Origin of the sequence: uncultured Psychrobacillus sp., from assembly GCF_938022135.1 — a bacterium.
GTDB lineage: Bacteria > Bacillota > Bacilli > Bacillales_A > Planococcaceae > Psychrobacillus.
Genome location: NZ_CALIED010000020.1, coordinates 181,898 through 195,364, shown reverse-complemented (window position 1 = coordinate 195,364; position 13,467 = coordinate 181,898). Strand labels below are relative to the sequence as shown.

At 35.1% G+C, this 13,467-nt stretch carries 14 protein-coding genes; 11 read left to right on the top strand and 3 right to left on the bottom strand.

Annotation, left to right across the window (positions count from 1 at the left end):
* Window positions 1-628: 628 nt before the first annotated feature.
* The 7 genes from Q0371_RS05470 to Q0371_RS05440 all read left to right on the top strand — a co-directional run bounded on the left by Q0371_RS05470 (window position 629) and on the right by Q0371_RS05440 (window position 6,444).
* The gene (locus Q0371_RS05470; protein WP_251556880.1) at window positions 629-1,954 is read left to right on the top strand and encodes an aspartate aminotransferase family protein; all 1,326 of its coding nucleotides are present in this window, start codon (window positions 629-631) and stop codon (window positions 1,952-1,954) included.
* A gap of 6 nt (window positions 1,955-1,960) precedes the next feature.
* Window positions 1,961-2,761, top strand: a complete 801-nt coding sequence (locus tag Q0371_RS05465) for a transporter substrate-binding domain-containing protein (RefSeq protein WP_169360234.1) — start codon at window positions 1,961-1,963, stop codon at window positions 2,759-2,761.
* 46 nt (window positions 2,762-2,807) lie between these two features.
* The gene (locus tag Q0371_RS05460) at window positions 2,808-3,464 is read left to right on the top strand and encodes an amino acid ABC transporter permease (RefSeq protein ID WP_169360233.1); all 657 of its coding nucleotides are present in this window, start codon (window positions 2,808-2,810) and stop codon (window positions 3,462-3,464) included.
* The gene (locus Q0371_RS05455) at window positions 3,457-4,179 is read left to right on the top strand and encodes an amino acid ABC transporter ATP-binding protein (protein WP_169360232.1); all 723 of its coding nucleotides are present in this window, start codon (window positions 3,457-3,459) and stop codon (window positions 4,177-4,179) included. Before Q0371_RS05460 ends, Q0371_RS05455 begins: the two co-directional genes overlap by 8 nt.
* Before the next feature lie 435 nt (window positions 4,180-4,614).
* The gene (locus tag Q0371_RS05450; RefSeq protein WP_169360231.1) at window positions 4,615-5,034 is read left to right on the top strand and encodes a DUF2262 domain-containing protein; all 420 of its coding nucleotides are present in this window, start codon (window positions 4,615-4,617) and stop codon (window positions 5,032-5,034) included.
* Between the two features lie 30 nt (window positions 5,035-5,064).
* A complete protein-coding gene (locus tag Q0371_RS05445) occupies window positions 5,065-5,838 on the top strand; it encodes a hypothetical protein (RefSeq protein WP_298469170.1) in 774 nt (257 codons plus the stop codon).
* Window positions 5,839-5,949: 111 nt separating this feature from the next.
* Window positions 5,950-6,444 carry a hypothetical protein gene (locus Q0371_RS05440; RefSeq protein ID WP_298469167.1) on the top strand — a complete coding sequence of 165 codons (495 nt, stop codon included), beginning with the start codon at window positions 5,950-5,952 and terminating at the stop codon, window positions 6,442-6,444.
* A 143-nt stretch (window positions 6,445-6,587) separates the two neighbouring features.
* Here Q0371_RS05440 and Q0371_RS05435 read toward each other — a convergent pair whose 3' ends face one another.
* The 3 genes from Q0371_RS05435 to Q0371_RS05425 all read right to left on the bottom strand — a co-directional run bounded on the left by Q0371_RS05435 (window position 6,588) and on the right by Q0371_RS05425 (window position 9,074).
* A complete protein-coding gene (locus Q0371_RS05435; RefSeq protein ID WP_298469165.1) occupies window positions 6,588-6,986 on the bottom strand; it encodes an MFS transporter permease in 399 nt (132 codons plus the stop codon).
* A gap of 176 nt (window positions 6,987-7,162) precedes the next feature.
* Window positions 7,163-8,146, bottom strand: coding sequence for a papain-like cysteine protease family protein (locus tag Q0371_RS05430; protein ID WP_298469162.1), 984 nt, complete (start codon window positions 8,144-8,146; stop codon window positions 7,163-7,165).
* Window positions 8,147-8,609: 463 nt separating this feature from the next.
* Entirely contained in the window at window positions 8,610-9,074 is a 465-nt protein-coding gene (locus tag Q0371_RS05425) for a hypothetical protein (protein WP_298469160.1), read from the bottom strand.
* 1,026 nt (window positions 9,075-10,100) lie between these two features.
* Between Q0371_RS05425 and Q0371_RS05420 the strand changes: the two genes are divergently transcribed.
* The 4 genes from Q0371_RS05420 (at window position 10,101) to Q0371_RS05405 (ending at window position 13,448) form a co-directional block, all read left to right on the top strand.
* The gene (locus tag Q0371_RS05420) at window positions 10,101-10,802 is read left to right on the top strand and encodes a response regulator transcription factor (protein ID WP_298469158.1); all 702 of its coding nucleotides are present in this window, start codon (window positions 10,101-10,103) and stop codon (window positions 10,800-10,802) included.
* A 1-nt stretch (window position 10,803) separates the two neighbouring features.
* A complete protein-coding gene (locus tag Q0371_RS05415; RefSeq protein ID WP_298469156.1) occupies window positions 10,804-11,739 on the top strand; it encodes a sensor histidine kinase in 936 nt (311 codons plus the stop codon).
* Between the two features lie 97 nt (window positions 11,740-11,836).
* Window positions 11,837-12,760: an ABC transporter ATP-binding protein gene (locus Q0371_RS05410; RefSeq protein WP_298469154.1), complete on the top strand. Its 924-nt coding sequence runs from the start codon at window positions 11,837-11,839 to the stop codon at window positions 12,758-12,760.
* Window positions 12,753-13,448: an ABC transporter permease gene (locus Q0371_RS05405; protein WP_298469151.1), complete on the top strand. Its 696-nt coding sequence runs from the start codon at window positions 12,753-12,755 to the stop codon at window positions 13,446-13,448. The genes Q0371_RS05410 and Q0371_RS05405 overlap by 8 nt, the downstream gene beginning before the upstream one ends.
* Window positions 13,449-13,467: the final 19 nt, after the last annotated feature.

Here is a 13,467-nt window from a genome sequence, read left to right as displayed (position 1 = left end):
CCATTTATTGATTGGAGCGCCAGACGGCGACTCCAGCGGGATGAGTGAGACAGATAAGACATCACAACCACGCGCGATAGCGATGGGTGATGGCTTATCGCTCACCCCGCGGAAAGCGTCCGGCTGGAGCGGAAATCAATTTCAAGGATTTCTTTGTATCATAAATCAACCCTAACCTTTAACATAGACAAATGAAAAAAACTTGAAATCGAGTTTCCGTTTCATATCTACTTCATAGCCGCAGTTTATCCGCTACGTCTGACACTTTCCTGGGGCACGTGGCCTGAGCCAGTAGTCTCTCCCACACGCCAGTATGCTAAAAGTCGCCGCCTTGGCTGCGAACCAATAGTGTTTCCCTCTATATAAAGAAAATCTCTGTACTATTTCAAGTGCCTGAAACTAGGTTGATTATGTATCCGCCTCATGTTTTCTTCTTATAGTAATGCCCAAATTCATTAAATTGAAAATTCGAGAAATTTAAACTTTTAATTTCCCTAAATTACCTATTGTATAATTATACATAAAGGCATATATTATATAAATATTAGAAAAATCCATTAGCTAGAAATAAAACAGATTACTAAATTAATAGCTATCTGATAGTGGATGAAAAGTAAGGGTGAATAAGATGGATAACTGGCTAAATTTATATAATAATATGGGAGATTTTTTAGCACCGAGTATGGCAAAGGATCATCCTAATATTCCAATAGTTAAAGAGGAAGGCTGCTACTATTTTGGAGCGGATGGAAAGAAATATTTAGACTTTACATCAGGTATTGCCGTTACAAATACCGGACACCGTCATCCGAAAGTAGTTCAAAGTATTAAAGATGCTGCGGATCAATTAGTTCATGGGCCTTCAGGAGTTATTATGTACGAATCGATTCTACAGCTTTCCAAAAATCTTGGAGAAGTGTTACCAGGAGATTTAGACTGTTTCTTTTTCGCTAATAGTGGGACAGAGGCTATCGAGGGAGCATTAAAGCTAGCGAAATTTGTAACAGAGAGACCGTATGTTGTTTCATTTACGGGCTGCTTCCACGGTCGCTCACTTGGTGCACTAAGTGTCACAACGTCTAAAAGTAAGTATCGAAAGTTTTTGCAGCCATCTCACTTATCCTACCAGATTCCTTATGCAGACGCGAAGAGCTGTCCAGAGGGAATGGATCCAGAAGTATATTGTGTAGAGCAGCTAGATAAAGACTTTAAAAGACTCTTTAAGCACCAGGTAACTCCAGAAGAGGTAGCCTGCGTTATTTTAGAGCCAGTACTAGGTGAGGGTGGCTACATTATCCCTCCTAAATCATGGGTGAAGCGAATTAGAGAAATTTGCGATGAGCATGGAATCTTATTAATATTTGATGAGGTTCAAACTGGTTTCGGACGAACAGGCGAATGGTTTGCTGCACAATATTTCGAAGTTACTCCCGATATTATGGCCATTGCAAAGGGAATTGCGTCTGGTTTACCTTTAAGTGCAACCGTTGCTTCTAAGGAATTAATGAAGAAGTGGCCATTAGGAATGCATGGGACAACCTTCGGTGGAAATCCCATTGCTTGTTCAGTTGCCTTAACGACACTAGAAATTCTCCATGAGGAGAACCTAGTAGAAAACTCTAAAGTTGTAGGAGCATATGCAACTGAAAAGCTAAACGTACTAAGAGAAAAATATCCAATCATTAGCGATGTCCGTTCTGTCGGTTTAATGATTGGTATCGAAATCTCTAATATAGAAACGGGAGAGCCAGATGGACAAGCTGTTATGAAAATTCTGGACTATGCACTAGAGGAAGGCGTGCTCTTCTATCTTTGTGGAAACGTCGGTGAGGTAATCCGTATGATACCTCCATTAACGGTAACGAAGGAACAAATTGATGATGGCTTAACAATGCTTGAAAAAGCAATTATTCGATATACAAATGAAATAAAAATAAATGAGATAAAGGGGTAAAACATTATGAAAAACAAGTTATTTCTAATCATGCTAACAATGATTATTGCTTTACTAGCTGCTTGTGGAACTAAAGACGATGCGAAAGAGGATGCTGGATCGGGTTCTACACCTTCTGAGGAATTACCAGTATTAAAAATGGGGACTTCAGCTGACTATCCACCATTTGAATTTATCGATCCAACAAAGAGCGAAGAGATTATTGGTTTTGATATTGACCTATCCAATTTAATCGCTGAAAAGCTAGGATATAAGATTGAAGTAGAAAACATTGATTTCAACGGATTAATCCCAGCGATACAAGCAGGTAAATTAGACTTCGTATTAGCAGGAATGTCACCAACAGAAGAACGCGATGAAGTTGTAGATTTTTCTATCCCTTACAACGAAACAGTACAAATGGTAGTGACTAAAAAAGACAGTGGTATTAAAACAGTGGAAGACTTAGCTGGTAAAACAGTTGGGGTTCAAATCTCATCTGTTCAAGAAGAGCTAGCAAATGAATTAGCAGAAACAGTAGACATGAAAGTGGAGAGCCGTAACTTAATCCCAGAGGTTATTCAAGAGCTAATGACTAAGCGTTTTGATGCAGCAGTTATAGAGGATGTAGTAGCTGAAAATTATACACAGCGTAACAAAGATTTAACTTACTTCCCAATAGTAGTAGAGGAAATAGATACTAAAGCAGCAGTTTTCCCAGAAGGCAGTGAGCTGAAAGAGAAGTTTGATAAAGCGATTAATGAGTTAATTGAAGAAGGAAAAATTGACGAGCTTAGAGAAAAATGGTTTGTAGTAGAAGCAGAATAATATAGATAAAAAATATAATAGTTTGAATAGAAAGGAGGGTAACGATATGTTAGATTTTTCTGCAGTCGTTCCCTCTATTCCTTATATTGCAAAAGGAATAGGTGTTACACTTCAAATAGTTGTGGGAGCCACAATTTTAGGTTTAATTTTAGGGATTTTGTTAGCTCTATGTAAAATAGGGAAAATAACTGTATTACGTCTATTAGCAGATTTTTATACATCTATTTTCAGAGGAACTCCCCTTGTATTACAATTAATGATTATTTACTATGCGATTCCTCAGCTTTTTGATATTACGGTAGATCCGATGCCAGCAGCAATTATAGCATTTGGATTAAATTCAGGTGCCTATATCTCTGAAATTATTCGTGGTGGGATTAATGCTGTTGATAAGGGGCAGTTAGAGGCTTCTTTAGCTTTGGGTATACCTTATTCGAAGATGATGAAGGATATTATTCTTCCTCAAGCGATGAAAAATATCATGCCTTCCCTTATGAATGAATTTATCACATTAACGAAGGAATCAGCGATTGTAACAGTAATTGGTGCACTAGACATTATGCGCCGTGCATACGTCGTGGGCGGATCTTCTTATCGTTACTTAGAGGCATTAATGATTGCTGGAGTGATGTACTATATCCTTACACTTATTTTATCATTCCTTGGCAAAAAGCTAGAAAAGAGGATGAGTAGAAGTGATTAAAGTAGAAAAATTATATAAATCATTTGGAAAAAATGAAGTCTTAAAAAACATATCCACTGAAATTAAGGAACAGGAAGTAATTGCAATCATAGGGCCCTCTGGTTCTGGTAAGTCTACTTTTTTACGTTGCTTGAATTTACTGGAGGAGCCTACTAGTGGTGTGATTAGTATAGGCAATGATGTTGTAACAGATAAAAAAACTAATATTATGAAGGTACGTGAAAATGTAGGAATGGTATTTCAACATTTTTATTTATTTCCTCACAAAACTGTACTAGAAAACTTAACGTATGCACCAATGAATGTTCAAGGAAAATCAAAGGAAGAGGCAATAGCTGTTGCAGATGACCTCTTACATAAAGTAGGACTCTTTGAGAAACGCTCGGAATATCCAAATCGTTTATCAGGCGGTCAAAAGCAGCGTGTAGCAATTGCGCGTGCGTTAGCAATGAACCCTTCTGTTATGTTGTTCGATGAGCCAACTTCTGCCTTAGACCCAGAGATGGTAAAAGAGGTTTTAGCTGTTATGAAGGACTTAGCAGAATCAGGTATGACAATGGTCATCGTGACACATGAGATGAACTTTGCTAAAGAAGTAGCAGACCGTATTTTATTTTTGGATGGTGGAGTTTTAGTTGAAGACACCCCTCCTGTCGAATTCTTTAGCTCTCCAAAGTCAGAGCGTGCAAAAGAGTTTTTAGAAAAGGTTTTATAAGGATTTAAGAAATAATAAAAGCAAAGCAGACTACAGCAAGCTCAAAACATTGGGCTTGCTTTTTTGTTGTTAATTGTAAGGGTATGAAGGGAAGGACTATTTCAGTATTCATTTTTAAATAACCTCTAAAAACCATAAAAGCCGGCAGTCCCCAAATAATTATAATTTGAATAAGTGAATCAGTATCTATATTAATGATTCATCCATCCCATCTACTACTGAGCAATTTATTCACAAACTGAACTATTAGTTTAAGTGTAACACTTCAAATACATTGGAACCTTACAAAAATTTACAAAACCTATAGTTTGGATAAAGCAAATTAGATTAAATAAGGATAGCTATAAAGAAAGGGATTTTACTAGCTTTGTAGAATTATAGAGGGTGATGAAATAATGAAAGTAAACAATCCTCAATTTGTAAAGGGGTGTAAATATGAACAGTGGATTGAATTTTGATGGGCTGGTCTATGACAAGGAGAGAGGAAACTATCATGGAAAAGTGGAAATAGCGACTGATTATTTTATAGATGTAACTATTTCTCCTGAGTCCTATGATAAAAAACTGGTATTTAAATTAGCCGAAAATACCTTTAGGAAAACAAGAGTAATGAATGAATCATATAAAGAAAAAATAGCAGGGGATTTATTAAAACTACATAATGAAGTATGGAATGAAGGCAAAATAATCAGTAAGAATGAATTTAAAAAACGAATTAATATACAAGGGATTTTAATTTTTTGTGAGGGAAATGCCGAATTGTACTATGACGACGGGGACTTATTCTGGGGTCACACGATAGTAGTAGATGTTGATGAAAACGGTTTGTATCAAGAAGCTCAAATATACGGATGAACGAAATAATATTATGATCAGGAGGAACATATGACATTTTCCAACACTATTAGTTTAGAAAAGTCACCTAGTAATATAAAAATCAGTGTCTTAGAAAAGGAAATAAACTTACCAGACGAAATTAAGTCAAAAGTAAATCAATACTGGGAAACGATCAACAGACAAAATACTTTTAGCAGAGGGGAGGTCTTTACTGTTCATCAAATTCAAGAAGATGAAAATGATTTATTCATTTCCCTTATCCACACTGACTATGCTCATTTTCTTTATAGTAGGAAAATGGAGTTATCAGCGGAGTACGACTGCACCGTTGTCTATCCTGCTACACTTGTCCTTACTTCGGACCAACATCTAGTTTATGGTCATATGAATGAAGGCACAGCCAATCCGGATCGAATTCAATTAGTTGCTGGTGGCTTAGACAAAAATGATATAGAAGAAGGGCATATTAATATACACAAAAATATAATAAGAGAGATACAAGAAGAGCTAGGTATTAACCTTACTAAAATAATGTGTTTGTCACCTTTGAGTCCATGGCTAATAAAACGTGGAGGCCAATCATTAGTTTTAATAAATCGAGTAACCATTGATTTAACTTCTCAAGAAGTAAAAGAAATACATAAACATTATAAAAATGAATTATATAGTAAAGGAGAACTTCCAGAATTCAAAAGAGTAGAAACAATTCCATTTAACAGTAGAGGGCTTAATAGATTGTTATTAAGTGATTATTGTAAGGCTGACTATATAAATCCGCTATGTATTTATTTACTAAAGCAACTAAAAGAAAATAAAACGTGACTCTAAACGTACTCATTGCCTATCAGGTTTATAAATAAAAAGCTAATTTATTATTAGACTTATTTTTACATAGTATAGAGAGTTATTGAATTATTTTGAGAGGAGGAAAGTATGAAACGGTATAGCTTATTGTTCTTAGTTTTCTTGCTTCTATTACTAACTACTGCTTGTAATAATGAACCACGAGTAAAGGTGGAAACGATAATTTCCCCTATTAGTGATGAGGGATATGGTAGGGTTGGTGGCACTAAGGATTTAAATGATCCAAAGCAAGAAGACTTTAAAGTATTAAAATTTAAATTTTTTATGGAAAATACGAACGCTGTTAAAGATCGTCAAATGGAAATTGATGTAGACTGGAGAAATACGTTGAATAGTATAGATGGAGTGAATCGATATTGGCATGGAAGTGGGGGTGAACAAGATAATCCAAGTGAAAATTTTGCAGAATATCAGCAAGAAGTTGTTTTTTATGCAAAAGGATTATCGGAAGAGGACATTAAAAAAGCGTTCGAGGATTCAAAAGTTACAGTTTCATGGACTGACAATAAAGAGCTTGTAGAAAAACAGTATATAATTGCAGATTTAATAGAGTTTAAGGAGTAAGAAGCACTTTTACTGGCTTAGCTAAACATTCGTTAAATTTAAGCCCTATAAAAAATAGCCCCTTTTTGACATTTATATATGCAAAAGATGGGCTATTTTTTATATAAGAATATCTCCTGAAAGCAGTAAGTGCTTTTCCCTGCTTACTTATCTACATCTACTTCAACCTGCATCTGACGTTTCTTAGTGAACAGCATCCCAAAAAGGAACGTCATAAAGATAATTCCCATTACAGTAATGATGATGCATCGAACAATGTAATCGGAATCCATCGCAAAAATCACGTCTTTACGGAACCAGTTTTGGAATGGTAGACCAAAACCTAAGAGAACGGCAAAAAAGAGAAGTTTCGTCCAGATGCTTTTTCCCTTCATTTTTTTGATAGCTCCATTTACTACTAAACGAAGTAAAGCAAGACCTAAACCTACGCAAAAGAATATCATGAGATAAGTAACTATATCGTCTCCGGTAACTAACGCTGCAATCACCAATCCTAAAGCTATAATCAATGAACCAAACATAAATATATATTTTTTATTCACTTAACATTCTCCTTTATAATAAAGTACTGAACAACGTGTTGATTGTTTGCTTTATTATCATATGAAATTAGAGAGTAGAAAGCAATCGACAGATTTTTAGAAACTGTTTAGTGATTACTTATTAAGTATTAACAAAAAAAAGAGAGTTATGACAATGTCATGACTCTCTTTTAAATCTATTTAGTATAATCCACAACGATGTAAGGTTGTAATTGGAATGGTTTCGGTGCAATGTTACGATCGTTCCACATTCCGAACCATCTTTCTAACGGATAGAAGTAATATCCGTCCTGCCAATGGTCAGATGTATCATACGGGTCTGCAAAGATAAGCATATCATCACCAATACCTGGTGTGCCATTATTATCATATCCAATGATGGCTTGCCAATGTCCATCCCAATCCGCCCACTCAACCATAATTGGTCGGTCATTAGAAAGATGGCCAGTTAACCATTTAACAAAGTAGCTATCCTTAGCATCTGTTACCCATGCTTCAGTCGTTTCACTATTTTCAGAAGCATATAAGCTGTTCCATGTGAAAGTAGCAGGAAGGTTTCCTACATTATTTCCGGTTGCACCATCTGCTTCTTGAATTAGATCGTCTGCTGCATAATTCACTTTATAGCTTGTCTCTACCACTTTAAAGCCCTCTAGACTAGTAAAGAAATTATGGAGCTGGCTAACGTCTGTCCCGTATTCTGGGAAGTTGTTTGCAGAACCAGGCTTTGCTCCTGGAGTGTCTAAGTCGGTCATTGCTTTCATTTGCTCAGCAATATCCATTTCTGTCATGTCTGTGAAGCCAAAATGGTTAGCAACCATTAATGCGGTAGCAGGTCCACAAGACCATTCCGTTGTTTGCTGCATCGTTTGGAAATTTTCGATTAGTAGTAATTGATCATCTGATTTCATGTTGTAAAAATCAGGGGCTTTAAAATAACGAGACTCTTTGTTATCGCCAGCTTCTGCATAGGCATCAGCACCGCCGTTTTCATCATAGTCTTCGCCTTTAATCATAGTTGGTTTAACTGCCACAGTAGTTTCGGCTGACGCTTTTGTGTCTACTTCCTTGTTAACCTCCGCTTGTGAATCTGTGTTCTCTGAGCACGCAGATAATAATAGCATTGCGGATGCTAAAACTGCTGTAAGGGTTCTTTTCATTTATCCCCATCCTTTTCTTCTTTTTTTGAAACACAAGAATTTATTATATAGAAAGTAGGGAACAAATCAATAGATCGATTTATATTATTTTTTTACTTTATTTTGAAATTAGCTTAAGTCAAATACGAACAATGAAAAAAGAATAATGAAATTTATATGCTTTTTAATAATAGTTTAAATTACATCTAGCTGGACACCCTACGCCGGGTGAGCGATTAGCATTCACCTGTCACTCAAATCAATAAATAGTTAATGTTCGTGTTTAATCTGTAAAATGCTTTTAAGGAAATTTGCTCAGCTTATTAACATAAAGCTATGTTAAAGGTAAAGGTTGATTTTAAATAACATAAAAAATGAGCTAGGATATTTCCTCCCAGCTCATCTTGCTTTGATATTGATTTTTTACTAAAGCACCCGTTAGCTTAAGTATAAAAATTTACAAAACAAGCAAATATCCTTCAAATTATTCCTCATCCGTCTCATCAACAGAATGGACATTCAAAGTCTCTCTTGCTTGTGTTGCAAAATCGCTTCCCAAAGCCTGAACAGTAATATGGTCGTGGAATATCCTATCACCAAATTCCCATTCTATGGACCATCCATCATTTCCATCTATGTCGTAACCAATAAGCGTTCTTTCCCCCCAAGTCCCTGTTCCTGTCGGGGTTATCCATAATAGTATTGTTTCAACATTTTCTACTTCCATGGAGATAGTCATTGTATTAACACCTTCTGGTACAATGTGCCAGCCATCTTTCACTTCTAAATCTGTATCAACCTTTAGAATTTGAGCTTGATCTTCTCTTCCGTCAGATTGATCAGTTGATACATCTAAACTTTCTACTGGTTGATTTTCGTTTACATTATTACATGCAGATAGAATTAGTATAATCAATAAAAAAAACACAACCATAGCATTCTTTCTCATATATACCCCTCCGTTATTTCTATCTAAGTTATATATCCTTCTTCCACTAAACTGCACTCTTTAGTTCAATAAGAAAAAAGTACTTTACCCCTTCTTGAAGTAAAGCACCCGTTAGTGAAAAACGTTTTAACATTCCTTTTATCCCATTAGACTCAAAAATCCAATTGTTAAAATCATTGACCCAATAGAAATTAGGCACACTATTACAAATTGATTAAAAGTAATCTTTTTTAATTTACCTTTTCTTTTCTGACTATATAAAGACATAATAAATACAATAATCCACGTTACCATTAAAATATAAAAAGAAACTAATATTTGATTTCACCACTAACCTATTAATTTTCCCTGAATCTTTAGTTCTAAGAAAAAGCTACCCTTACCGGCAGCCATTCGTTTAACTAAAGCACACCGTTAGTTGAATAGAAAAAGGGGCTCTATCTGTTTAAAAGCACTTTTACAATACTCTATTATTAGAGACAAATTATTAACTTAAAAGTAATTCAAAAAAGAATATTCCGAAAGAAAAACCTAATAGTAATATAAAAGCATATAACAACTTCATTTTCATTGTTTGGTCATCGAAAACCATTCCTGAATAACGATACATCCAATAAATTATTGGTAAAACTACTACAATACAAAAAATACTTTCAAAGGAAAAACTGAGATTAACGGTAGTGCTAATCTTTGACAGAAGAGATGTTAAGCATCCTACCACAAAACCAATTGTATACCCACCTAGTAAAAAGTGTTTTAATTCAACTTTTCTTTCCAAGACCTTTCACCTTCTTAAAACTGTTTTTTTAAACAAAAGATTTTCTTACAAGTTAAACAACATTCTTCAACTAACCTGCTTACGTTAGTTTAAGTGTAACATTTCACAAACTAAATCGCTTTATGAAAAAAACAACCCTAGCCTTTAACAGAGCCTAAAATAAACATTAAGAAAAATTAGTTTTATATATATTTACTTCCATAAATTAGCTATGATTAAAAGAAAATGGACTAAATGAGGTGGAACAAATGTCTAAACGAATTTTATTGGTCGAGGATGATGAATCCATTAGTGAAATTGTTGAGAAATATTTAAGAAGTGAGGGTTTTATGATTACGACTGTGAACAATGGAGAAGCAGCGGTTAAGCAAAATCAATCCTCTGCCTCTGTCTTTGACTTAATCATTTTAGATATTATGATGCCAAAGCTAGATGGCTTAGAAGTATTGAGGATCATTCGAGAAACTAGTGCTGTGCCTATATTAATTATGTCGGCAAAGGATAGCGATGTGGATAAGGCGTTAGGACTGGGTTTAGGGGCTGATGATTATCTAGCCAAGCCTTTTTCATTGCTCGAGCTATCCGCAAGAGTAAAGGCTGCGATACGAAGAGCAACACAATATTCACGGGAGCAGCAACTAAACGAGGATGTAATTGAAATAGGAGATTTGAAGGTAGATGTTACTAACTTTATGGTTATGAAGGGAAAGGAACATATAAAGCTTACTGCGAAAGAGTTTGCTATTTTAAAACTGATTGCTTCCAATCAAAACCGAGTATTTACTAAACAGCAGATTTATCAGTTGGTTTGGGAGGATGAATACTACGGGGATGAGAATATCATTAATGTGCATATGAGAAGGCTTAGAGAGAAGATAGAAGAAGAGCCATCAAACCCGAGGTATATAAAAACCTTGTGGGGAATTGGCTATAAGCTGGAAGGTTTTTAATATGGTACTCCTTTTATGTTTCACTATTATTTTATTGTTGGCCTTCATTGGTTTCCAGTACAAAGAAAAAAGAAATCTCACCTCTAGCATTGCCTATATGCACCAAAAGCTTCATAGCATCATCCAGGAGAATTCAGGAGAAAAAGTTTTAGCACATACCGAGCATGATGAGCTCCGGCAACTATTGAATACAATTAATGAGTTATTAGATGAAAAACAAAAAATACTTGCTACTCATACAAGGCTAGAAGAGTCTATGCGAAAAATGCTTTCTAATGTTTCACACGATTTGAAAACGCCATTAACTGTCATTTTAGGCTATATTGAAATGCTAGAAATTGCGCCTTCCCTACAGGAGGAAGAACGGCAACAGCTCGTTGTTAAACTACATACTAAAACAAATGAAGTACTTAAAATTATCCATACCTTTTTTGACTTGGCGAAAATAGAAGCAGGGGACCAACAATACCCATTGTCAAAGGTAAACATAAATGAAATATGTCGTAAGAACATTTTATCCTTCTATGATCTGATAACAGCAAAGAACATGCATGTTGAAATTGAGATACCAGAAAACAATTTATATGCATTTGGTAATGAGGAGGCAATAGATAGGGTTCTAAACAATCTATTATCCAATGCATTGACCTATGGCGCAGACGGTAAAAACATCGGGTTAGCGTTGAGATACGATGAGTCCTATATTTATATGGATATTTGGGATAAGGGAAAAGGAATCGAAGAGTATCATATCGATCGGGTTTTTGAAAGAACATATACGATGGACGATTCTAGGAATAAACATTTCCAAGGCAGTGGATTAGGCTTAACAATTACCAAGCGGCTTCTTGAAATAATGGGAGGCTCTATTCATCTATCAAGCATCCCTCATGAAAAGACGATTTTTACTGCAACCTTGAAGCGAATTACTTTTTAATGTTAAAGCATAACTTAAGAAATTCGTAAGATGGAAGTAATAAAAAAGAGAGGTTCGTTTTCTATACTAAGAATAGAACGAAGAGGGAGAGGATTCAATGTCATATATATTGAAAACAAATCATCTGACAAAAGTATTCGAAGGTAAGGAAGTCGTTTCTTCTGTTAATATGAATGTTCAAAAGGGAGAAATTTACGGGTTTTTAGGTCCTAATGGAGCAGGTAAAACAACGGTCATGAAAATGATAACCAATCTTATAAAACCGACAAATGGTGAAATAGAAATATTTGGCGAAAGGCTAACCGATCAATCATTCGAGGTCTTAAAAAGAATTGGATCAATAATTGAATATCCAATTTTTTATGATAAGCTGACTGCACGCGAAACACTTCAGCTTCATTGCGATTACATGGGTTATTATAACCAAAAAGAAATAGAGCAAGTATTAGATATGGTTAGTCTAGTGAACACAGGAGACAAGCGAGTAAAAGAATTTTCTCTGGGGATGAAGCAAAGGCTTGGTATTGCACGTGCAATTATCACAAAGCCGGAATTGCTTATTCTAGATGAACCAATAAACGGGCTAGACCCTCAAGGTATAAAGGAAATGAGAGATTTATTTCGAATGCTTTCTAAGGAATATGGCATTACCATTATTGTTTCAAGCCATATTTTAGGAGAGATAGAGCAATTAGCGGATACAATTGGAGTCATCAACAACGGGAAACTCATTCAAGAAATTTCACTTGCACAATTAACTCGTAGTCAAACCGACTACATCGAGCTGGTTGTTCAAGACATACAGAAAACTTCCTTCCTGCTAAGTGAGAAGTTACTTTTAGTTAACTTTAAATTAGTAGACGATCATTGTATTCGTATATACGATTCAACGCTCACACCACAAATGATTTCCAAGGTTTTGTATGAACACGATATTGAAATAGAGGCCATTAGTAAAAAGACAAGTACATTAGAGGAATACTTCTTAAAGCTAGTCAATGGGGGTGTAGTAAATGTTTAAGCTAATGAAGCTAGAGATGAAAAAGTTTAAACTGGGCTCCTATTCGGTTAACGCTGTAATTGCTAATTTTGTTATTCTCGGGTTTATATTTCTAATAGCGTATATATCTAAAGTAGAAGGTGACCAGGACTTTGTAAATTACCAGGAGGTCTTAACGGTTATTGATTCATTTGTGAGGGGAACCTTTATCATCTTTGCTGCCACATTAATAGCGAAGTTAATCATAGGAGAATTCAAAAATAAAACAATTACAACGTTATTTATGTATCCAATTAGTAGGAAAAAAATAATTACGGCAAAGCTTGCTATTGTATTTATATTTACTTTTACATGGATCATTATTTCGAATCTATTTATTACGTCAGTCTATTGCCTCGTTAGTGTAAACTATCAGCTAATTCCTGATACGCTAACGGCTTCGCTTCTTCAAGAACATGGTGTTAGTGTATTGATGTATGCAGTTGCAGCTTCTGGTATGTCGCTAATTCCTCTTTACTTTGGTATGAAGAAATATTCCATACCTACTACAATTATTACATCTATTCTAATTGTAGTGCTAGTTACCAGTAATAATGGTGGATTTTCATTGAATGATATATTTGTTATACCTTTGTCATTGGCATTAATCGGTTTAGTTATTGCATATCTTGCTATTCGAAATATAGATAAAATCGATATAAAAGTATAGGTTAGCTAGAACTGCAGTC